The sequence below is a fragment of the Streptomyces sp. NPDC059785 genome (assembly GCF_042732375.1).
In the GTDB taxonomy this organism is placed as follows: Bacteria; Actinomycetota; Actinomycetes; order Streptomycetales; family Streptomycetaceae; genus Streptomyces.
In genome coordinates, this window is sequence record NZ_JBHWHV010000002.1 from 211,674 (window position 1) to 232,426 (window position 20,753).

Sequence of the window (20,753 nt, forward strand, 5' to 3'; positions counted from 1 at the left end):
ACCCCTGACCGGCCCCCATCTCTTGCTGACTGAGCATCAGACCGCATCGTGAGATACAGGTCTCACGATGCGGAGACTCGGCGTACGGTTCCGACCATCACCCCGGGGCGCACCGGTGCCCCGGGGCCCGTACGCCGAGAAGGGGAACGGTCATGTCCAAGTCCCGGGAGACAGCCGTCTACACGCACGGCCACCACGAGTCCGTGCTGCGCTCGCACACCTGGCGGACCGCCGCCAACTCGGCCGCGTACCTGCTCGGTTCGCTGAAGCCGCACATGCGGATCCTGGACATAGGCTGCGGGCCGGGCACGATCACCGCGGACCTGGCGGCCCTGGTCCCGGACGGCCGGGTGACCGGGGTGGACATGGCGGCCGGGGTGCTGGAGCAGGCGCGGGCCACCGCCGCCGCGCGCGGTCTGGAGAACGTCGACTTCGCCGTGGCGGACGTCCACGCGCTGGACTTCCCGGACGACACCTTCTGCGTCGTCCACGCCCACCAGGTACTCCAGCACGTCGGCGACCCGGTGCGGGCGCTGCGGGAGATGCACCGGGTGACCAAGCCGGGCGGCTACATCGCGGTCCGCGATTCGGACTACGCGGCGATGACCTGGTATCCGGCGTCCCAGGGCATGGACGACTGGCTCGACCTGTACCGGCGGGTGGCCCGCGCCAACGGCGGCGAGCCCGACGCGGGCCGCCGCCTGAAGTCCTGGGCGCTGCGGGCCGGTCTGCGCGACATCACGGCCACGTCGAGCACCTGGACCTTCGCCACCGCCGAGGAGCGGCAGTGGTGGAGCGGCCTGTGGGCGGACCGCACGCTGGCCTCCGCCTACGCGGACCGGGCCACGGAGGGCGGCCACGCGACCGCCGAGGAGCTGCGGTCGGTGTCGGAGGCGTGGCGCGCGTGGGGCGGCCGGGAGGACGGCTGGTTCTCCGTCCTGCACGGCGAACTGCTGTGCCGCAAGGACGGCTAGCCGCCCAGGACGGCCCTCCCCCGGCCCGCTCCCGGGGACGCCCTGCCCTAGTCCCTGGGGAGCAGGGGTCCCAGCGGTCCGAGGTCCAGGTTCAGGTCCTCGGGCCGCAGGCCGTAGCGGTCGCGCAGTTCGGTCATGCGGTCGTCGAGCAGCATCAGGGTCAGCCCGATGCGCTCTTCCTGGTCCTCGGTCAGCTCGCCGGTGTCGAAGCGGCGTACCGCCTGCCGTTCCATGAGCTGGCGCAGCAGTTCCACCACGGTCAGCACCAGCTTGATCAGGTCGCGTTCGACGGTGTCCGGTTCCAGCTCGATGCGCTGCTTCCTGCCGGGCGCCCCGGCGTCGGGCGACGGCCCGGCGGCCTGCCGCTCGCCGGGCGCCTGCGCCTTCTCGTCGAGCGCCGCGCTCAGCGCCTCCGTCAGTGTCTCGGCCGGCGTCGGCCCGGCCGGTGCCGGCCCGGCCGGTGTCGGCCCGGCCGGCCGCTCGGTGGTGCGCCCGCTCACAGCAGGTCCTCCCAGGGGGAACGGACCTGCTCGTTCACCGAGCTGATGAGCGCCTTCAGGTCGATACGGACGAGATCCACGTCGGCGATCCGCAGGGTGAGGTCGCCGCTGAGGACGACCCCGCCCGCGAGCAGCCGGTCGAGCAGGTCGACCAGCGCGATCTCACGGCGTTCCACGACGGTCACGGCGCCGCCTCCCCGGTGTCCGAAGCCGTGTCCGAAGCCGTGCCCGAAGCCGTGTCCGAAGCCGTGCCCGAAGCCTCCTCGGGAGCGGGAGTGGCGAAGGAGTACGCCGCCCACGGCCCGGTGAGCTCCACCCGCAGGCCGGCTCCGTCCGCCGTCTCCTCGTCCTTCGTGCGGTCCACCAGTTCCACGAACGCCTCGGAGTCCGCGCGGGACACCAGATAGGCGGCGTTGAGCACGTTCCGCCCGGACTCCCGCGACAGCGCGGAGTTCTGCGGCGGGTGCAGCCGGGAGTCCTCGGCGCGGCCGGAGAGCAGGTCGTGCAGCCGGCCGGCGAACTTCTCGGCCCGCTCCCACATCTCGTCGTGCGCCTGGTTGCGCCTGCGGCGCTGGAGCAGATAGTCGCGCCCGGACGCCGGCCGCGCCGGTGCCGCGGCCCGCTGACCGCCGCCGGACTCCGCGTAGATCTTCACGCCCCACTCCACCCGGCCGTCCAGGCGGTCCAGCGTCCGGCGCAGCGTCTCCTCCCGCCGCTCCAGCATGGTCCGCACACCGCTGTCGTCCCGGAACACCGTGGCGAGCCGCAGCGGGAGCGGGGTGGTGACGGCGGTGAGCGCGTCGATCACGCTCTGGTGGCCGCGCGCGGTGTCGCTGAGCCAGTCCAGGTCCTCCAGGTGGCGCTTGAGCGGTTCCTCGGCGAAGTCCCGCTCGGGCACGGTGCTGACGACCGCGACGAGGCCGTGGTGCGGCAGCTGCCCGACGGGTGCGCCCGCGACACCCGTCACCTGGGCCTGGAGCGGCGCGTCGAAGGGCCGGCAGACGGCGTAGACGTACCGCAGTCCGTTCATCAGGACTCCTTCTTCGTGGAGCGGGTCGAGCGGCTGGTGCCGCGGGCCGAGCGGGTGGAGCCGCCCTGCTCCAGTTGCCCGGCGTCGCCGCGGCCGCCGCCCGACTGTTCGAGTTCGGCCAGGTGGGCCCGCAACTCGGCGTTCTCACGGGCGAGTTCGTTGTGCCGTGCGCGGGAGGAGAGCGCGGGGTCGTCCTCCCACCAGTCGATCCCCATCTCCTTCGCCTTGTCGACGGAGGCGACGATGAGCCGCAGCTTGATGGTGAGCAGCTCGATGTCGAGCAGGTTGATCCGGATGTCTCCGGCGATCACCACGCCCTTGTCGAGCACCCGCTCCAGGATGTCGGCCAGATTGGCGCCGCTGCCCTGTCCGTACGGCTCCGGGATTCGGCTCGGCATGGTCATCGACGGCTCCCGCTCGCGGCGGGCTCGGCGGGCTCTTCCGCCTCGTCCGCCTCGTACGCCTCGTCCTCGTACTCCGGCTCGCCCTCGTCGGCCTCGTCGCCCTCGTCCTCGTAGGCGTCGTCCTCCTCGTACTCGCCCTCGGGCTCCTCCTCCGCCTCGTCGCCGGGCTCGTCGTTGTCCTCGTAGGACTCCTCCGGCTCGTCGTCGGCGTACTCGGCGTCGTCGGCCTCGTCGCGCGCGGTGTCGTCGTCCCGCTCGTCCCGCTCCTCCTCGGAGGTCTGTTCCTCCTCCTCGACGGCGTCCTCGTGGCTGCGTACGACCTCGCCGTCGCGGATCTCCCCGCGCCAGCCGTCGTCCGCCTCGCCCTTGATGGTGATGAAGCGGGCGTAGTTCTTCAGGTCGAGCCGGGCCCGGCGGCCCTGGGCGCGCCAGATGTTGCCGGTCTTCTCGAACAGACCCTTCGGGTAGTACTCGAGGACCAGCAGGACGCGGGTGAGGTTCTCCGCGAGGGAGTGGAAGGAGACGACGCCCTTGGTCGTGCCCTTGGCGCCCTCGGACGTCCAGGCGATCCGGTCGTCGGCGACCTGCTCGGTGGTGTGCGCCTTCCAGCTCCGGTTGGACCAGAAGACCTTCGCCTGCCAGTCGGAGGTGGTGTCGTCGGCGCGGTTGGCGCTCTTGACGCCCTTGGCGAAGGTGCTGAAGTCCTGGTACTGGGTCCACTGGTCGTAGGCGGTGCGCACCGGCACGCCGACGTCGATGAACTCCATGATGACCGTGGGCTTCTTGCCCGCGCCGCCCTTGCGCCTGCCCTTGCCGCCGGTCAGGTTCTTGAAGGCGCCGACCACGCTGTCCTTGGCCTTGCCCGCGCCGAGCTCCAGGGCGGTGCGCATCGGGCCCTTGCCCTCGGCCAGCTTGCGGCCGCCGTCCAGGGCGAGCTTGGCGAAGCCGGGGCTGTTGCCCTCGGCGATGTCGTTGAGCTTGACCGTGGTCTCGCCGAGCTTCTGCCCGACGCCGGCCAGCAGCCGCTGGGCCTGTGCGGACAGGTACTCCTGGACCTCCGACTTCAGCCGGTCGGCCGCTTCGCTCTTGACGAGCGAGGTGACCGGGTTGTCCGTCGCCTTGTCCGTCGCCTGTCGTGCGGCGGAGCCGAGGGTGTCAGTCACGGTCGCCTCCCTCCGGTACCCGGGCCCGCGTGGTACGGCGGGCGGCGGTCTTCGACGCGGCGGTCTTGCGGGCCGCGGTCTTCTTCGCGGCGGTCTTCTTCGCCGGGGCCTTGCGGGCCGTGCCCGACGCCGTCTTGCGGGCCGGGGCCTTCTTCGCGGCCTTCTTGGCGGCACCCTGCGGCGCCGAATCCGCCGACTCCGCCGATTCCGCCGTCTTCGCGGCCTTCTTGGCCGGGGCCTTCTTCGCGGGCGCCTTCTTCCGCGGCCGGGGCCGCTCCTCCGCCTCCCCCTCGGGGGCATCGTCGTCGCGGTCGTCGTCGCGGCCGTCCCGCTCGTCGCGGTCGTCCTCGTCCTCGTCCTCGTAGGCGTCCGGCTCGTCGTCGTCGGCCTCGTCGTCGGCCTCGTCGTCCCGCCGCCCCGGGATGTCCGGGGTCACGCCCGAGAGCTGGTCGCGGACGTCCGCGGTCCGGCCGTGCAGCCGGTCGGCGAGCGACTCCATCTGCCGCTCGACCAGCGCTCCGGAGGCGGCCTTGCCGACTCCGCGCAGCTCGCCGCGCAACTGGTCGGCGATCTCCTTGAACTGCGGGTTCGCCATCAGCTGCTGGGAGACCACGTCCGCGATGCCGCGCGGGCTCAGGTGCATCCGCTTGCCGGCCACCATGCTGCCGACCGCGAAGGCCAGCTTCATCTTCTTGGTCCGTCCGAGGAAGTAACCGGCCCCTACCGCGAGGCCCAGTCCTAGTCGATTCATCCTGTCGTCCCGCCTCCGCCCGCGCTCATGCGCGAGCTGGTCTCCAGCCGGTCGAGGAGTTCGTCCTCCCGGCTGTCGAACTCGTCCTCATCGATCTCGCCCGCGTCGAGCGCCTGCTCCAGGCGGGCGAGTTCGGCCCGGATCACCGCCGGGTCGTAGTACTGCCGCTCGGCCTCGGTCAGCACCTGCCGCACCGCCCACAGGCTGCCGCGCACGGGAGCGAAGGGGAGCAGCAGCACCTCGCCGATCAGGCCCATGTCCCGATCACTCCGCGCCGGTCTCGGCGCCCGCGGCGGTGGGCGCGGGCTCGGCCGGGCCGGGCTCGACGAAGCTGTACGGCGGCAGCGGTCCGTTGACCCGCAGTTCGAGGTGCGGGAAGTCCTTGCGCAGTGCGTCGACGGCCTCGAGGAACCGCTGCGGCGCGTCGCGCTCCACCAGGAACGAGACGTTGGCCAGCCAGCCGGTGGACTCGGGGCCCACGCTGACGGCGTCCGAGAGCGGCTCCAGGGCCTGCTGCACGGCCGCGCCGTCGGCGCTCTCCAGGCCCTGCACCTCGGCCGCGACGAGTTCGCCGAGCCGCAGCCGGTCCTCGTAACTGCCGCCGCCCGCCTGCCGGTTGGCCTCCGCGAAGGCCCGGATCTCCGGGTTGCCGTACATCACGCGGTGCAGCACGGCCTCTTCGTCGTGGCTGGCCTTGACGTTGTACTCGACCTTGCCGGCCAGCGCTTGAAGCCGCTCGGCGTAGTGGTCGGCGCGCTCGGCGAGCACGCTCTTGACGGCCGCGTCGTCGGGGGCGACGCTGCCGAACCGCATGGGCAGCACGGGCCCGCCGGCGCCCGCCTCGCTCAGCACGTTCTGGTGGGCGAGCAGGTCGTTGCGCTTGGGGCGCAGCCCCTCGGGGGCGTCGCTGACGATGGCGGTGAGGTCGCCCTCCTCGATGACGCGCACGGTCCGGGGAGGCTTGCCCACGCCGTCGATGCCGTCGGGGAGCGCCGGGTGCGAACTCGCGGCGATCCCGTAGATGTACGTGCTCACTCCTGCTCCTCCTTCCGGCGCGAGGCCGTCGTCTTACGGGCCCGGCTGCGCGACTCGCCCTCCTCGCGGGCCTGCTTGAACGCGCCGGAGATGGTCTCCGCCGCGCCGCCGAGCGCGCCCTTGGTCTTGCCGCGGGCGCCGGATTCGGTGAGTTCGCCCATGAGGTCGGGCAGTCCGGGGTTCTTGTGCGGGCCGGCCTCCAGGTCGAGCCGGTTGCACGCCTCGGCGAAGCGCAGATACGTGTCGACACTGGCGACGACGACACGTACGTCGATCTTCAGGATCTCGATGCCGACGAGTGAGACACGTACGAAGGCGTCGATGACGAGCCCCCGGTCAAGAACTAGTTCGAGTACGTCGTACAGGCCGCTGGTGCCGCCCGATCCTCCTGATTGCTGTGCCGGGACAACGGTCATGGCGTCCGGTCCTCCTAAGTCTGTCGATGCTGCGCGGGCAGCGGCCGAGGCCGAGCGGCGGCTCAACGGCCGCCGGACCTGCGGGAATCGGCCCGCCCGCGTTCGTAGCGACGTATGCGGCGGTAACCGGTGAGATCGCCCTGATGGTCGAGCTCCACCTGGTAGGTCGCGAGCAGGCTCATGGTGTCGGGCACCCGGACCACTTCCAGGACCTCGACCTCCAGGATCCAGCCGTCCTCGGTCTGTTCGAAGGACGAGACGGACTCCGGTGTGAGCCCGGTGAGTTCGGCGAGCTGGGCACGGGCGTGCCGCAGGATCTCCATGGGCTTCGGCAGGTCTTGCGCCGCGGTGTCTTTGTTGTCGTTGCTCCCCTTCGGCTCGGGGGAGTCCTGTGAACGTTGTGACTTGGATGTGTTTGATGTGTTCGACATGGCCACCTCTAACACCGTGTGGCCCGAAGGGCGTTGGCCAAACCTTTTCGTGCAACTGCCCCAGGAAAGTGCGAGGCCGGGGCGGTGTTCCGCCCCGGCCGTTCGATTGCGGTAGTGCCACGTCAGCCGCGTGGCACCGGCCCTGCTGAGTCGGTGCCGCGTCAGCCGCGCAGTGCGTCGAGCCTGCGCCGGGCCGGACCGAGGGCGCGGCCCCGCGACATGAGCCCCTCCCAGGGGCGGGTGCGCGCCTGCTCCAGGGCGTCGGCGACGGTCCAGCGACGGGCGTCGAGCCCCTTGTCGCCCAGCTGGTCCCAGGAGATGGGCATGGCGACGGGGGCGCCCGCCTTCGCGCGGACGGTGAAGGGCGCCACGGCGGTCTGCGCGTAGCCGTTGCGCTGCACGTCCAGGTAGAGCCGGTCGCCGCGCTCCTTCTTGCGGGCGGCGGTGGTCAGCGTGTCGGGGTGCGAGCCGGCGAGGGTGTCCGCGACGGACTTGGCGAACTCCCGCACCTCGTCGAAGTCCGCCCGCCCGTTCAGCGGCACGACGACGTGCAGACCGCGCGAGCCGGTGGTCATGAGCGCGGAGGGCAGCCTCAGTTCGTCGAGGAGCTCGCCCAGCAGCGCGGCGGCCTCGCGCACCGCGGCGAAGTCGTCCACGGCGGGGTCCAGGTCGAAGACCAGGCGGTCGGGCCGGTCGGGGCTGTCCGCCCGGGACAGCCAGCGGTGCACGGTCAGGCACGCCTGGTCGGCGAGGTAGACCAGGGTGGCCGCGTCCTCGCACACGGTGTGCGTGACGGTGCCGCCCTCCTTGGGCAGCTCCACCCGCTCGATCCACTCCGGGTAGTGGTCCGGGGTGTTCTTCTGCATGAACATCGGTCCGCCCACGCCGTCGGGGTGGCGTTCCAGCATCAGCGGCCGGCCGCGCAGGTGCGGCAGCATGAAGGGGGCGACGGACCGGTAGTACTCGACGAGGTCCGCCTTGGTGTACTCGGCGCCGCCCCCGCCCGTCCCCTCCGCGGGGAACAGCACCTTGTCGGGGCGGTGGATCTCCACGGTGCGGCGGCCCGCCCGCACCGTCCGTGCGCTGCTCATCGTGGTTCCTCCTGCGGACGGTGACGGGCGGGCGGTGCCGGGCGCGGGCCGGGCGGCGGGCCGGCTTCAGCGCACCACGTTCTCCTCCACCAGGAGCCGGGCGGCGGCCGCGATCGACCCGGCGTCGATACCGGCCTCGTGGAGCTGTTCCTCGGGCGTCGCCGAGCCCGGCATGGTGCGCACGGCGAGCCGGACCAGGCGCGGGGCGGGCCGGCCGTCGACGAAGGCGTCGAGGACCGCGTCCCCGATGCCGCCCTCCTCGCGGTGGTCCTCCACGGTGAGCAGGCAGCCGGTCTGCTCGGCGGCCTCGCGCAGGGTGTCCCGGTCGACCGGCTTGACCGAGTACAGGTCGATCACCCGGACCTTGATGCCCTCGGCGTCGAGCGCGTCGGCCGCGGCCAGCGCCTCGTGCAGGGTGACGCCCGCCGCGACGACGGTCAGCCGGTCGTCGCCGGAGGAGCGCAGCACCTTGCTGCCGCCGACCGGGAACTCCTCGTCGGGCCCGTAGATCACCGGGCTCTTGCCGCGGGAGGTGCGCAGATAGCGGATGCCCTCCAGGTCCGCCATCTCGCCGATGAGCTTCGCCGTCTGGTTGGCGTCGCACGGGTAGAGCACGGTCGACTCGTACAGGGCGCGGAACATCGCCAGGTCTTCCAGACCCATCTGGGAGGGCCCGTCCTGGCCGATGGCGCAGCCCGCGTGCGAGCCGACGAGGTTGATGCCGGAGCCGCTGATGGACGCCATGCGTACGAAATCGTAGGCGCGGGTGAAGAACGCGGCGAACGTCGCGGCGTAGGGCACGTGGCCGCGCGCGGCCAGGCCGACCGCGGCGGCGACCATCTGCTGCTCGGCGATGTAGCACTCGAAGTAGCGGTCGGGGTGTTCCTTGTGGAACGCCTCGGACTTGGTGGAGTCGCCGACCTCGCCGTCCAGGACGACCACGTCGCCGCGGGCGCCGCCGAGCGCGGTCAGCGCCTGCCCGTAGGCGTCCCGGGTGGCGACCTCGTCGCCGGGGTCGAAGCGCGGCAGCTCCAGGTGTCCGGCGCGGACGGCGTGCAGCGACCGCGCGGCCGGCGGCTGCTGCACCTGGATGCGCAGGTCGCGCCGGCCGCCGAGCTCCTCGATGGCCTCGTCCGCGTCGGGCACGGGCTTGCCGTGCATGCCCTCGCGGTCCTCGACGGCCTTGACGCCCTTGCCCTTGAGGGTGCGGGCGAGGATCACGGACGGCTGTCCGGTGGTGGACTCGGCCTCCGCGTACGCCCGGTCGATGGCGTCGATGTCGTGGCCCTCGATCTCGACGGTGTGCCAGCCGAACGCCTTGAAGCGGCGGGCGTAGGCGTCGAGGTCGTGGCCGTGCCGGGTGGGGCCGCGCTGGCCGAGCCGGTTGACGTCGACGATCGCGATCAGGTTGTCGAGGTGCTCGAAGGCGGCGTGTTCGGCGGCCTCCCAGATCGAGCCCTCGGCGAGTTCGCTGTCCCCGCAGACGACCCAGACCCGGTAGCCGGTGCGGTCCAGGCGCTTGCCGGCCAGCGCGATGCCGACGCCGACGGGCAGGCCCTGGCCGAGCGATCCGGTGGCGGTCTCCACCCAGGGCAGCCGGCGCGGCGTCGGGTGTCCTTCGAGCCTGCTGCCGAGCCCCCGGAAGGTGAGCAGTTCCTCGTCGTCGATGGCGCCGGCCGCCTTGAACGCGGAGTACAGCAGCGGCGAGGCGTGCCCCTTGGAGAGCACGAAGCGGTCGTTGCCGGGATGGTCGGGCTTGTCGAAGTCGTAGCGGAAGTGGCGCGCCAGCAGGACGGCCATCAGGTCGGCGGCGCTCATCGAGGACGTGGGGTGGCCGGAGCCCGCCGCCGCGGCGGCGCGCACGCTGTCCACCCGCAACTGCTGCCCCAACTCGGCCAGTTCGCTGTTGTTCATGAGTCTCCTTCCGCCGAATCGCCGGTGTTTCCGGACGTGTCCTCGGCTTGGGTGGCGCCGGCGGTGCTCCGGCCCGCGCCGTTGTCGGGTGGGGTCATGTGCGGCAGTTCGGGCGACGCGGTGTCCAGCGGCACCGACCACGAGCGGACCAGGCCCAACTGGACGGCCTGGCGCGGGAGTACGGCGTCCAGGAGCCAGTCGGCGGCTACCCGGACGCGGTTGGCCGGCATGGCGGCGAGATGGTAGCCGCGGGTGACCGCTCCGGCGAGCGGTCCCGCGAGCGGGATGTGCAGCGGGTTCGCGGCGCCCTTGACGCCGCCGAGGTCCACGGTGAAGCCGAGGTCCCGGTGGTGGTAGGCGCGCCGCTCGCCGACACCGAGGGAGGCCGCGACGTTGCGGGCCGCGGTCTTCCCGTGCCGCCAGGCGTGCTGGGCCGTCATCGGCGTGTACTGCCCCGGGTTCTCCAGGTCGGGCACCGCCGCCGCGTCGCCGCAGGCGAACACCTCCGGGCACCCGGGCACCTGGAGGTACTCGTCGACGAGGAGCCGCCCCTTCTCCTGCGGGCGGCCGAGGCTCTCCACGAGCGGGTCGGGACGCACGCCGACGCACCAGACCAGGGTCCTGGTGTCGATGTCCTCCCCGTCGCTGAGCCGTACGCCGGTCGCGGTCGCCTCCTGCACGGACGTCTTCATCCGGACCTCCACGCCGCGCTGCCGCAGCACGCGGTCCGCGGTGCGGGCGAGCCGTTCGTCCAGGCCCGGCAGGACCCGGTCGGCGACGTCCAGCAGCAGCCAGCGCGGCCGTACGCCCGCCATGAGCGGCTGCCCGCGGACGATCTCGTCGGTCATGATCTTCCCGTGCGCGGCGACCTCGGTACCGGTGTAGCCGGCACCGACCACCACGAAGGTGCAGCGGGCGGCGCAGGACTCCGCGTCGCCCGCGGCGGCGGCCAGCTCGAGCTGGCGGACGAGGTGGTCGCGCAGGTACAGCGCCTCGGGCATGCCCCGGAAACCGTGCGCGTTCTCGGCGACACCGGGGATCGGCAGCAGCTTGTTCACGCTGCCCACGGCGATCACGAGGCGGTCGTACGCCAGCGTGCCGCCCTCGCCCTCGGGGCCGGTGTAGTGGACGGTGCGCCCGTCGAGGTCGATGTCGTCGGCCTCGCCGAGCACCAGCCGTACGCCGGGCAGGGTCCCGGTGAGGGAGACGGTGACGCGGCGCGGTTCCAGGACGCCGGCCGCGACCTGGGGCAGCAGCGGCAGGTAGAGGAAGTAGTCCGTCGGATTCACCACGGTGATGTCCGCCTTGCCGCGGCTCATCCGGGACAGGGTGCGGGCCGTTCGGTATCCCGCGAAACCGGCACCGACGATCACGATGCGGGGTCGAGCCACGGTTCGCCTCCGTCGGTCGGGGTCGTTCGCTGGTCCTGCCGGTCGTCGGTCGGGGTCGTTCGCCGCGCTCGCCCGGCATGGTCGCGCGTCGGGCTTACCGCGTTTCCCTGACCAGGACGGCCAAACGTGACGGGGCTCGCGCAAGCGGGCGTTTCCGGGCCCCGGCGGGCGTTTCGCGGCGGGCCACGGGGTTACCCGGGCCGCGGCTCTGCACATCCCCCGAACCACCGCCGCGGAGGTGCCCCATGGCCGAGTACGGCTACTTCCTGTCGACCGAGCAGTCCGGTCCCGCGGACCTCGTGGAACAGGCCCGCATGGCCGAGCAGGCGGGGTTCCAGCACCTGTGGATCTCCGACCACTACCACCCCTGGAACGGCGCGCAGGGCCAGGCGCCCTTCGTGTGGTCCGTGATCGGGGCGCTCACCGAGGCGGTGTCGCTGCCGGTCCAGACGGCGGTCACCTGTCCCACCGTGCGGATGCATCCGGCGGTGGTCGCGCAGGCCGCCGCGACCAGCGCCGTCATGACGGACGGCCGCTTCCGGCTCGGCGTGGGCTCCGGCGAGGCGCTCAACGAGCACGTGCTCGGCGACCACTGGCCGCCCGCGCACGTCCGCCTGGAGATGCTGGAGGAGGCGGTCCAGGTGATGCGCCATCTCTTCACCGGCGAGGAGGTCAACCACCACGGCACGCACTACACGGTGGAGAACGCCCGCCTCTACACGGTCCCCGACGAGCCGGTCCCGATCGACGTCTCCGGCTTCGGCCCGCAGGCGACGGCGCTGGCGTCCCGGATCGGCGACGGCTACATCACGATGACACCCGACGAGCCGATGGTGGAGCAGTTCCGCAAGGGCGGCGGCGGCGCGAAGCTGGTGAGCGGCGGTACGAAGGTCTGCTACGGGCCGGACCGGGACGAGGCGGTCGCCACCGTCCGCAAGCTGTGGTCGAGTGAGCTGCTGCCCGGCGAGATGGGCCAGATCCTGCCCACGCCGCGCCACTTCGAGCAGCTCGAACCCCTGGTAACGGAGGACACGGTCCGCGAGATGCGGGTCTGCGGCGACGACGTGGACGAGCACGTCGCCGCGCTCTCCGCCTACGCCGACGCGGGCTTCGACCGGGTCTACGTCAGCCAGATCGGCCCGGACCAGCGCGGCTTCTTCGACTTCTACCGCACGAAGGTGCTGCCGCAGCTCCAGTAGCCCGGCTTCCTCCACCGGCACCGCATGGATACAAGCTTGTATCTATGCGGTGCTAGGGTGTGCCCATGCCCCCCACCTCCCGTCCCGCGCCGCCCAGAGCCGCCTCCGCGGCGCACACGGTGTACGCGATGACCAAGGAACTGATCCTCACCGGCGAGCTGCCCGCGGGCAGCCTGATCAGCGAGGGCGAGATCGCCGAGCGGGTCCGGGTGAGCAGGACGCCGGTCCGCGAGGCGTTCCTGCGGCTGGCGTCCGAGGACCTGCTCGCGCTGCACCCCAAGCGCGGCGCGGTCGTGGTGCCCGTACCGCCCGGCGAGGCGGCGGACGTACTGGAGCTGCGGCTCGCCCTCGAGCGGTCCGCGGCGGAGCGCCTGGCCCGCACCGGTCTGTCCGCCGGGCACGAGGAGGAGCTGCGCGAGCTGATCGTCCGTCAGCGCGCGCTCGCGGAGGCCGCGGACGTCGACGCCTTCGCGGCGGCGGACGAGGCGTTCCACCGGGGCATCGTCGAGGCGTCCGGGAACCGGCTCGCCGGCCGCTTCTACGCCACCCTCGGCGACCGGCAGCGCCGTATGAGCGTCTCCGCGCTGCGGGTGCGGCCCGAGCGGCTCGCCCTGCTGGCCGACGAGCACGAGACGCTGCTCGGCCACCTGGGGGCGGGCGACGCCCCCGCCTTCGCGGCGGCCCTCCTCGACCACCTCACCGCGACTCACGGCGCCCCGCACCCGCCCGTCGCGGACAAGCGCTGACCCGTCGGCGCCTCCCCCGGCACCCGCGCACCCCCTGACGCACGTACGAAAGCCCGGCTCCACCATGTCCGACACCCGGCAGGCCCCTCTGCCGTCCGCCCTGCCCGCCTCCGCCCTGTCCCGGCCGCACGCCTGGCGTACCGTCGCCGCCGCGATGTTCGTCTGCGGCTGGGGCGGCAACCAGTTCACGCCTCTGCTGCTGATGTACCGCCGGCTCGGCGGCTACTCCGCGCTCAGCGTCGACGCGTTCCTCGGCGCGTACGTCGTCGGACTCGTACCGGGTCTGCTGCTGGCCGGTCCCGTCTCGGACCGCCGCGGGCGCCGTCCCGTCCTGGTGGCCGGGACCGTCGCGTCCGCCGCCGCGAGCGTCGTGCTCTGCTTCGGCGGTCACAGCCCCTGGCCGCTCTACGGCGGCCGGCTGCTCACCGGGATCGCGGTCGGCATCGCCATGGCGGTCGGCAGCGCTTGGGTCAAGGAGCTGTCGGCGGGCGAGGACGGCGCGGCGGACAGCGGTCTCGCCGCACGGCGGGCCGCGCTGTGCCAGACGGCCGGGTTCGGGCTCGGCGCGGGCGTCGCGGGCCTGCTCGCCCAGTGGGGCCCGTGGCCCATGGTGACGCCGTACGTGGTGCACGTACTGCTGACCGCCGCCCTGCCCGTACTGCTGCTGAAGGTCCCCGAGACCCGCCGCCCGGCACCGGACGGCCCGGCCGCTTCCGTACGGGAACTCCTCGCGACGCTGGTGGACGACCTGCGGGTGCCCGCGCCCGCCCGCAGGCGGTTCCGGCTGGTGGTCCTGCCGATGGCGCCCTGGGTGTTCGGGGCGGCGGGGCTCGCGTACGCGGTCATGCCCCAGCTCGTCGGCTCGCGGGTGGGGAACTGGGGGCTCGCCTACGCGACCGGTCTGACCGTGCTGACCCTGGGCACGGGCGCCGCCGTGCAGCCGCTCGCCAAGCGGCTGCACGCCGGGGCGGGTGCCGCGAAGGGGCGGGCCCCGGTGGCCGCGATGGCCGTCATGGTCCTCGGCGCGGCGCTGTGCGCGGCCGACGCGGTGCTGCTGTCGCCCTGGCTGGCCGTGGCGGCCGCGGCCGTCCTGGGCGCCGGGTACGGCATCGCGGTGGTGTCCGGGCTGCTGGAGATACAGCGCATGGCGGGCCCGGACGACCTGGCCGGACTGACCGGCGTCTACTACACCTTCGCGTACGCCGGTTTCCTGCTCCCCACGGTTCTGGCGGCGCTGTCGGGGTGGCTGCCCTACCCGCTCATGCTGGCCCTGGTGGCCGTCACGGCCGTGGCCTGCCTGGCGCTGGTGCTCACCGGCGCCCGGGACCGGGCGTCCGCGGCGGGGCGGCAGCGGCAAGCCGTGTGAGGCAAGGCCCGTGCGCCGCCCCCGAGTTCACCGCTTCTCACCGGTGCGCGTCCCGCGGGGTGCCCGGGGTCGGTCCGCTCTGCTGCGCCGCGTCCGCGCCCGCGGGGCCCGAGGTGTCGGCGGTGCCCGGGGTGTCCGCGGCGCCAGGGGTGCCTGACGGGCCGTCACCCACCGTGGGCGGGTCGGACGGTACGGGCGGCACCGGCGGGTGCATGATGCCGGGGCCGGCCGGGGGCGTGGCCGGTGCGGCACCGGCGACGGCGCTCGCGGAGCCGGCCGGGGTCCGCGGCGCGGACGGGCGGGCCATGTTCCGCAGCAGATACGCGGCGACGCCGAGCAGCGCGGCGGTGATCAGCGCCGCGGCCCAGTCGGGCAGCGCCCGTGCGAGCGCCAGCCCGACGGCGAGCGACAGCGCCGCGCCCGCGTACAGGGCGAGCGCGCCCGAACCGGCGTACAGGGCGGCGGTACGGCGCTGCTTGCGGGTCTGTTCCCGCAGCTCGTCGCGCACCGTTTCCCTTGCCACCTGCGCCAGTTCGTCGACGAGGTTCTTGTCCAGATGGTCTAAGTGGTCCAAGCGCTCCATGCCGCACGGGTACCCGGGCACCCGCGGACAACACCGCGACTAACGCCGGGTGGCGCGGGTACCCGCCCGGTTCCGCACCACCCCCTACCCACGAAGGAAGTGGCAGAGAGGATGCCCGAGCACACCGATGTCGTGGAGCTGCTGAAGGCGCAGCACACGAGGATTCGCGAACTGCTCGACCGGGTTGCGGCAACCGAGGGCGACGAACGCAAGCGCACCTTCCATGAGCTCGTCCGGCTTCTCGCGGTGCACGAGACCGCCGAGGAGGAAGTCGTCCACCCCTTCGCACGCCGGAACATCGAGGGTGGCGAACAGATCGTCAAGGAGCGCGTCGAGGAGGAGGAACACGCCAAGCAGGTGCTGTACCGCCTCGACGACATGGACCCCGGCTCCCCGGAGTTCATGGAGCAGTTCACCGCGCTGCGCCGGGACGTGCTGGCCCACGCGGAGGCCGAGGAGCGGTACGAGTTCTCCCGCTTCGCGGACGTCGCCGACCGCGGCAAGCTGAAGAACCTGGCCCGCGCGGTGAAGGCCGCCGAGAGCGTCGCGCCCACCCGCCCGCACCCGGGGACGGACACGGCGCCGAAGAACCTGGCGACGGGGCCGGTGGCCGCCGTCATCGACCGCACGCGTGACGTCATCCGCAAGGCCATGGGCTGACGCCACCGGCGGCACGGCGGGCCGGCCGCAGGCCCGCGGGGCCGGCCGGGCCGGGGATCCGCCCGAAACGATCTCCTGCCCGGCCGGCCCCAACTAGGCTCGTCCCCATGGAAATTCTGGGAGCCACGCTGCGCATCTGCGTCGACGACCTGGAGACTGCGGTCCCCTTCTACGAGAGACTGGCGGGCGGACAGGCCCTGCGCTTCGAGCGCGGCGGCGTCTCCGTCGCCGCGATCGGCTGTTTCCTGCTGATGAGCGGCCCCGAGGCCGAGCTCGAAGTGCTGCGGAAGGTCGCCGCCACCATCGCCGTCAAGGATGTCGACGAGGCCAACCGGGTGCTCACCGAGTCGGGCGCCCATGTGCTGGCCGGCCCGATCACGTCCCCGGCCGGCCGCAATCTCATCGCGATGCACCCCGACGGCATGGTGTACGAGTACGTGGACCGCCGCGGGGAGTGACGCGGGTCCCGTACGGCGGTGGTCAGTCCGCCGGTGGCCGCATGCGGAAGTCGTAGCGGGCGGGCAGCGGTGCGTCGGTGAGCCGTGCCCACAGTTCACCGATGGCCTCGGCGCCCTCCCGCAGGTCGGCCACCTCGAAACCGGCGTCGAAGACCGCCCGCGCGGCCTCCCGGTCGCCCTCGGCGAGCAGCAGCCGCGCCTCGATCAGCCGGAACCTGCCGCGCTCGCGGGTCCGGGGCCGCAGCCGCTCCCACACCGCGCGCGCCGCCGCCGGGCGGCGCGCCGTGAGCAGCGCATCGATGGCCTCGCGGCCGAGCGCCGCGGTCGCCGCCGTCCAGGCCGTACCGTCGTCGCGGCGTTCCCGGCACAGGTCGTCGAACGCCTCCGCGTACCGGTCGGCGGCCCGCTCGTGGTGCCCCTCCTGCTGGTCGGCGACGGCCAGGCAGCGCAGCAACGGCCACTGCGACGGGGCGAGTTCCAGCGCCCGTTCCCAGCTCCGCACGGCCTGGGCCCGGTCGCCCGCGTGCCACTGCGCGACCCCGAGGTGGTACTCGGTCAGCGGCCGGGCGGGCGCCGTCTCCAGCATGTCCCGCCAGGGCCGCGCCACCAGGCTCTCCCCCGGCGGCCCCACTCGGCGCGGCTCGGGGAAGGACCCGGTCTCCAGCAGCTCCCGCCACGGCGCCTGTACGTCGCCGAGCGTGCTCTCGTCGAACGGGGTGCCCGGCAGTTTGTACGACGCGCGCAGTACTTCGAGGGCGCCCCAGCCGGAGCCGGTGGCCAGCATCTCGCCGGGTTCGGTGTCGGCGCAGGGCAGCCAGCGCGCGTACGCGGCGTCCACGTCGGCGCGCGGCAGGGCCGTCTCCAGGCGGACCTCCGTCTCCGCCAGCGCCGCGGCCCAGTCCGGGCCGAGCGCCGTGCCGGGGTCGGCGCCGAGCGGTCCGTACGCCTCCAGCCAGGACACCTCGCTCTCCGCGTCGAGCGGCACGTGTTCGAGCTGGGTGCGGGCGATCCCGGCCTGGATCTCGCAGTAGCCGCCGGTGCCGGGCTCGGTCAGCCACTCCTGCCAGCGGCGACCGCCGGGGCCCGTGCCCCAGACGAAGAGCTTGCGGCCGCGCAGCGTGTCGGTCGAGGTCTGCACGAGGCCGTCGCCCGCGTCGTCCAGGGCGGCGATCCAGCGCCGCCGCCCGTCGGGGATCTCGTAGAACCAGTCGCCCGGATACGTGCTGTTACCGGGGTACGTTTGGTCGGTGCCGCCGTCGGCGGGCACGGGCACCCGGCGGAGCCTGCGCTCGTAGCCGAACTGCCAGGCCGCGTCGGCCGGGGCGAGGACACGGCGGTCCTCGGGCACAGCGATGTTGGACCACCAGTACAGGGGCGCGGTCCGTTCGTGCGGGTTGCGGATCCGGACGCCCGCGTACAGGAAGTCGGAGCCCTCGGGCAGCCACAGGTCGACCTGGAAGGGCAGGTCGCGCAGCCGCTCCCACTCCCACAGGCGCAGCATGTCGCCACCGTCGGGCGCCGTGACGCGGGCGGCGTGCACCGGGGCGCAGGAGAGCGCCGTGTGGCCGGTGGCGCCGATGTTCCACTCGATGCCGCCGGAGAACCAGGCGCCGTTCAGCGCGAAGCAGGCCGGTTGCAGCACCGGGTTGCGGTAGAGGAGTTCGCGCGCGGAGGGCTTGTGGAAGAGGGAGACGACCCGGCCGCCGCAGCCCGGCAGCACGGTGGCGCGCAGCCGGTCGTTCTCGATCACGAGCGCGGGCATCTCGCGCGGCGCGCGGGTTCTGCCGTAGCCGTCCCTGATGCGCTCGGGCAGGACGCTGCGCAGCGGTGCGTGGCCGATCTGCCGGGCCATGTCGGGCGGCAGCTCGCGCCGGTCGCGCTCGTCGATGCGGTGCGTCTCGTCCAGCGGGCGCAGCGGCGGCAGCGGATTGCCCGGGCCCAGCTCCGCGGCCGGCAGCGTCAGTACCTCGCGTCGGATCGTCGTCACGACGACCATGGAACAGCGTCGTCGTGCACCTGACCAGGGTGTCCGTCCGTCAGGATCCGGTCAGTATTGCGCAAAGGGGAACGGGCCGCCGCCGGTGCTCCGCACCGTCACGGGCGGTCCATCTCCGCGGTGATCGCCCACCGCTCGTGGTCCCGCCAGGCGCCGTTGATGTGCAGGAAGTCCGGTGAGAAGCCCTCAAGGCGGAAGCCGCAGCGCCGGGCGAGCGCGATGGAGGCGGCGTTGTCCGGCTGCACGTTGATCTCCAGGCGGTGCAGCCGCATCCGGTCGAAGGCGTGGCCGACGACGAGCGCGAGGCCCTCGCCCATCAGGCCGCGCCCGGCGGCGTGCGCGAAGGCCCCGTAGCCCAGCGCGCCGCTCAGGAAGGCGCCCTGGACGATGTTGTTGATGTTGATGAACCCGGCGATGGCTCCGCCGTCCCGCTCACAGACCAGGAACCCGGCCTTCGTGGGGTCCTCGATGAGCCGCCGCGCGTAGGCGGTGAACGCGTCGAGGCCGGTCGGCGGGAACAGCCACGGGTGGTGCAGTTCCTTGCTCTCCCGCGCCCGCCGGGTGAACTCGGCACCGTCGTCCAGGGTGTACGGCCGGATGGCCACCCGGGGGCCCTCGGCGAGGTGTCGGGGGTTCTCAGGCATCCCGCCACAGTACGCGACCGGGCTTTCCCGCTCCCGGGTCGTCCACCGGCTCTCAGCCGCCGACGACCGGCAGCCTGAGGACCCCGGTGTCCTGCGGGGTGCTGCTGACGGTCACCGGCTTCACCCCCCGGTTGCCGAAGTAGGCGCCGTCACTGGCGGCCACCACGAACCGCAGCCGGTGGCCCTTCTCGTACCGGTGCACGATGCCCGGCAGGGTGACGGTGAAGCTCTTCGTCACGTCCGCCACCCGCACCGGCGCCACCAGCCGGTGCACCAGCGTCTTCGTGCCGTCGGGCGCGACGTCGTAGAGCTTGGCGAACAGCACCAGTTTGTCGGCGGCGTTCCCCGAGTCCTGCACGCGCTCGGCGCGCGGCGAGGAGACCCGCAGCGTCGCCTCGGGCGCGCCCGCGACCTCGACCGGGCCGCTCAGCGGCTCGCTGGTCCAGCCGAGATACGTGCCCGCCGTGTCGTACGGCGCCGGGTCGGGCAGGCCGATCAGTCCGGCGAGGGAGCTTTCGGAGTGGCTGCTCGGCAGCGGGCCGTTGCGGTAGGTGCGGCTGCCGGCCGTGACGTCGGCGCGGTCGCCGACGAGCCTGCCGTCGCCGGAGAGGTACAGGGTCCGGCTGAGCGCGGGCACCTCCGGGGCGGTCGCGTAGGTGTCGTCCGGGTCGGCGACCCAGTCGCGGTAGTACGCGACGGCCGGGCCGGTGTCGGTGCCCGTCCGCCGGTGCAGATACCGGTCGAACCACGCGAGGATCCGCCGCCCGACGTAGCTCGTCTCCAGATTGCCTTGGCTCAGGTCCAGTTCACCGGCCGCCGGGTCGGTCATTCCGCCGCTGTGCCCCCAGGACTGCCAGATCAGCTTGGCGGGAACGCCCCGCGCCGTCAGCGTGCGGTACGTGGCCGTCGCCTCGTTGAGGTTGAAGAGGCTGTCGGCCTGCCCCTGCACCAGCAGCGTGGGCGTACGCACCTCGCTCAGGTACGACACGGGGGAGACGCCGCGCGCGTAGTCGAGCAGCGCCTTCGTCCGCGCGGCCGGATAGCTGCCGGAGTTCAGGGTGCGCACCGTCTCGCAGGCGTCGGTGACGAAGTGCAGGCAGGTCAGCGAGTTGATGCGGGACGGGTCGAGGCTCGGGGCCAGCAGGGTCTGCCCCTCGCCGAGCAGGTAGAAGCCGTTGGTCCACTGCCATTTGAAGGCGCCGGGCACCGTGCGGGCGGCGGCTGTGTCGTCGTTCGGGTCGAGCGCGTACGCCAGGTCGTGCCAGGTGATCATCGGGACGAGGGCGTCGACCCGGTGGTCCACGGCGGCCGTGGCGAGCTGGATCGCGCCGCCGTACGAGCCGCCGATCATGCCGACCCGTGGGTCTCCCTCGCCGTCCTGCGTGACGAATCCGGCCCGGGTTCCGTCGTCGGCCGCGCGCTCGCCCGCCAGGAAGTCCACCAGCCGGGAGGCGGCGGCGCCGTCGATGCGCGGGTCGTCGAGGGAGATCGGGCAGCCCGATCTGCCGAAGCCGAGCCCGGAGTAGACGAGCCCGACGTAGCCGCGGGCCGCGAACGCCTTGCCGATGGCGTCCGTCGAGCCGTCCGACTTGCTGCCGCCGAAGCCGTTGGTCGCCAGCACGGCCGGTGCGGGGTGCGCCCGGTCCACGCCGTCCGGGCGGTAGAGGTCCGCGTCGACCGCGCAACTGCGGCCGCCCGCCCGCACCGTGAACGTCAGCGGCGTGACCGTGTACGGGTCCGCCGCGGCGGCGGGCGTGGCGAACGCGAACGGCGCCGTGAGCACGGCACCGAGGGCCAGGGCGAGCGACGTACGCACGCGGCGTACGCGGGAGCGACGGGACACGAAGACCTCCGCACTGAGGACGACCCGGTTACCGGCACCGAGGACAACCTGCCTACCGACCGGTAGTCATGCTGTGTCACGTGTCACACGGGGTCAATCACCGATGCGGGGGTTTCTTGACGGAGATTCAGTGAAGAGGGGGCCGGGACCGGGGCCGG

General features: G+C 73.1%; 23 protein-coding genes. 6 read left to right on the plus strand and 17 right to left on the minus strand.

The window, feature by feature from the left end:
* The first annotated feature begins 152 nt into the window (after nt 1-152).
* Complete coding sequence (locus ACFV6E_RS02355) at nt 153-974, plus strand: class I SAM-dependent methyltransferase (RefSeq protein WP_385161948.1); 822 nt, start codon at nt 153-155, stop codon at nt 972-974.
* A gap of 47 nt (nt 975-1,021) precedes the next feature.
* Here ACFV6E_RS02355 and ACFV6E_RS02360 read toward each other — a convergent pair whose 3' ends face one another.
* The 13 genes from ACFV6E_RS02360 to ACFV6E_RS02420 form a co-directional block, all read right to left on the minus strand.
* A complete protein-coding gene (locus tag ACFV6E_RS02360; protein WP_385162062.1) occupies nt 1,022-1,285 on the minus strand; it encodes a gas vesicle protein K in 264 nt (87 codons plus the stop codon).
* Between the two features lie 185 nt (nt 1,286-1,470).
* A complete protein-coding gene (locus tag ACFV6E_RS02365; RefSeq protein WP_385161950.1) occupies nt 1,471-1,659 on the minus strand; it encodes a gas vesicle protein in 189 nt (62 codons plus the stop codon).
* Nucleotides 1,656-2,504 (minus strand): GvpL/GvpF family gas vesicle protein, encoded by an 849-nt coding sequence (locus tag ACFV6E_RS02370; RefSeq protein WP_385458896.1) that lies wholly within the window; start codon nt 2,502-2,504, stop codon nt 1,656-1,658. The genes ACFV6E_RS02365 and ACFV6E_RS02370 overlap by 4 nt, the downstream gene beginning before the upstream one ends.
* Nucleotides 2,504-2,908 carry a gas vesicle protein gene (locus tag ACFV6E_RS02375; protein ID WP_385161954.1) on the minus strand — a complete coding sequence of 135 codons (405 nt, stop codon included), beginning with the start codon at nt 2,906-2,908 and terminating at the stop codon, nt 2,504-2,506. The genes ACFV6E_RS02370 and ACFV6E_RS02375 overlap by 1 nt, the downstream gene beginning before the upstream one ends.
* A complete protein-coding gene (locus tag ACFV6E_RS02380) occupies nt 2,905-4,071 on the minus strand; it encodes an SRPBCC family protein (protein ID WP_385458898.1) in 1,167 nt (388 codons plus the stop codon). The genes ACFV6E_RS02375 and ACFV6E_RS02380 overlap by 4 nt, the downstream gene beginning before the upstream one ends.
* Entirely contained in the window at nt 4,064-4,822 is a 759-nt protein-coding gene (locus ACFV6E_RS02385; protein WP_385458900.1) for a DNA primase, read from the minus strand. Before ACFV6E_RS02385 ends, ACFV6E_RS02380 begins: the two co-directional genes overlap by 8 nt.
* Nucleotides 4,819-5,079 carry a gas vesicle protein GvpG gene (locus ACFV6E_RS02390; protein ID WP_385161960.1) on the minus strand — a complete coding sequence of 87 codons (261 nt, stop codon included), beginning with the start codon at nt 5,077-5,079 and terminating at the stop codon, nt 4,819-4,821. The genes ACFV6E_RS02385 and ACFV6E_RS02390 overlap by 4 nt, the downstream gene beginning before the upstream one ends.
* 7 nt (nt 5,080-5,086) lie before the next feature.
* Nucleotides 5,087-5,857, minus strand: a complete 771-nt coding sequence (locus tag ACFV6E_RS02395; RefSeq protein ID WP_385161962.1) for a GvpL/GvpF family gas vesicle protein — start codon at nt 5,855-5,857, stop codon at nt 5,087-5,089.
* The gene (locus ACFV6E_RS02400; protein ID WP_385161964.1) at nt 5,854-6,273 is read right to left on the minus strand and encodes a gas vesicle structural protein GvpA; all 420 of its coding nucleotides are present in this window, start codon (nt 6,271-6,273) and stop codon (nt 5,854-5,856) included. The genes ACFV6E_RS02395 and ACFV6E_RS02400 overlap by 4 nt, the downstream gene beginning before the upstream one ends.
* 62 nt (nt 6,274-6,335) lie before the next feature.
* Nucleotides 6,336-6,704, minus strand: coding sequence for a gas vesicle protein GvpO (gvpO, locus tag ACFV6E_RS02405; RefSeq protein WP_385161966.1), 369 nt, complete (start codon nt 6,702-6,704; stop codon nt 6,336-6,338).
* 161 nt (nt 6,705-6,865) lie between these two features.
* Complete coding sequence (gene ligD / locus ACFV6E_RS02410; RefSeq protein WP_385458902.1) at nt 6,866-7,795, minus strand: non-homologous end-joining DNA ligase; 930 nt, start codon at nt 7,793-7,795, stop codon at nt 6,866-6,868.
* A gap of 66 nt (nt 7,796-7,861) precedes the next feature.
* Nucleotides 7,862-9,709 (minus strand): transketolase, encoded by a 1,848-nt coding sequence (locus ACFV6E_RS02415; RefSeq protein WP_385458904.1) that lies wholly within the window; start codon nt 9,707-9,709, stop codon nt 7,862-7,864.
* Complete coding sequence (locus tag ACFV6E_RS02420; RefSeq protein ID WP_385458905.1) at nt 9,706-11,100, minus strand: NAD(P)/FAD-dependent oxidoreductase; 1,395 nt, start codon at nt 11,098-11,100, stop codon at nt 9,706-9,708. Before ACFV6E_RS02420 ends, ACFV6E_RS02415 begins: the two co-directional genes overlap by 4 nt.
* A gap of 245 nt (nt 11,101-11,345) precedes the next feature.
* Between ACFV6E_RS02420 and ACFV6E_RS02425 the strand changes: the two genes are divergently transcribed.
* The 3 genes from ACFV6E_RS02425 (at nt 11,346) to ACFV6E_RS02435 (ending at nt 14,411) form a co-directional block, all read left to right on the plus strand.
* A complete protein-coding gene (locus tag ACFV6E_RS02425) occupies nt 11,346-12,299 on the plus strand; it encodes an LLM class F420-dependent oxidoreductase (protein ID WP_385161974.1) in 954 nt (317 codons plus the stop codon).
* 65 nt (nt 12,300-12,364) lie between these two features.
* Nucleotides 12,365-13,045 (plus strand): GntR family transcriptional regulator, encoded by a 681-nt coding sequence (locus ACFV6E_RS02430; RefSeq protein ID WP_385458907.1) that lies wholly within the window; start codon nt 12,365-12,367, stop codon nt 13,043-13,045.
* 64 nt (nt 13,046-13,109) lie between these two features.
* Nucleotides 13,110-14,411 carry an MFS transporter gene (locus ACFV6E_RS02435; protein ID WP_385458909.1) on the plus strand — a complete coding sequence of 434 codons (1,302 nt, stop codon included), beginning with the start codon at nt 13,110-13,112 and terminating at the stop codon, nt 14,409-14,411.
* A 37-nt stretch (nt 14,412-14,448) separates the two neighbouring features.
* Here ACFV6E_RS02435 and ACFV6E_RS02440 read toward each other — a convergent pair whose 3' ends face one another.
* Nucleotides 14,449-14,994 (minus strand): phage holin family protein, encoded by a 546-nt coding sequence (locus tag ACFV6E_RS02440; RefSeq protein ID WP_385161980.1) that lies wholly within the window; start codon nt 14,992-14,994, stop codon nt 14,449-14,451.
* Nucleotides 14,995-15,105: 111 nt separating this feature from the next.
* Here ACFV6E_RS02440 and ACFV6E_RS02445 point away from each other — a divergent pair, with 111 nt between their 5' ends.
* Together ACFV6E_RS02445 and ACFV6E_RS02450 are read left to right on the plus strand one after the other, a co-directional pair.
* Complete coding sequence (locus ACFV6E_RS02445; RefSeq protein ID WP_385458911.1) at nt 15,106-15,654, plus strand: hemerythrin domain-containing protein; 549 nt, start codon at nt 15,106-15,108, stop codon at nt 15,652-15,654.
* A 107-nt stretch (nt 15,655-15,761) separates the two neighbouring features.
* Nucleotides 15,762-16,112, plus strand: coding sequence for a VOC family protein (locus ACFV6E_RS02450; RefSeq protein ID WP_385161984.1), 351 nt, complete (start codon nt 15,762-15,764; stop codon nt 16,110-16,112).
* A 22-nt stretch (nt 16,113-16,134) separates the two neighbouring features.
* On the opposite strand, the gene ACFV6E_RS02455 is transcribed toward ACFV6E_RS02450, so the two are convergent.
* The 3 genes from ACFV6E_RS02455 to ACFV6E_RS02465 all read right to left on the minus strand — a co-directional run bounded on the left by ACFV6E_RS02455 (nt 16,135) and on the right by ACFV6E_RS02465 (nt 20,595).
* Nucleotides 16,135-18,108 (minus strand): DUF5107 domain-containing protein, encoded by a 1,974-nt coding sequence (locus ACFV6E_RS02455; protein ID WP_385458912.1) that lies wholly within the window; start codon nt 18,106-18,108, stop codon nt 16,135-16,137.
* Nucleotides 18,109-18,206: 98 nt separating this feature from the next.
* The gene (locus ACFV6E_RS02460; protein ID WP_385161988.1) at nt 18,207-18,752 is read right to left on the minus strand and encodes a GNAT family N-acetyltransferase; all 546 of its coding nucleotides are present in this window, start codon (nt 18,750-18,752) and stop codon (nt 18,207-18,209) included.
* Between the two features lie 52 nt (nt 18,753-18,804).
* Nucleotides 18,805-20,595: a CocE/NonD family hydrolase gene (locus ACFV6E_RS02465; RefSeq protein WP_385458914.1), complete on the minus strand. Its 1,791-nt coding sequence runs from the start codon at nt 20,593-20,595 to the stop codon at nt 18,805-18,807.
* Nucleotides 20,596-20,753 lie beyond the last annotated feature (158 nt).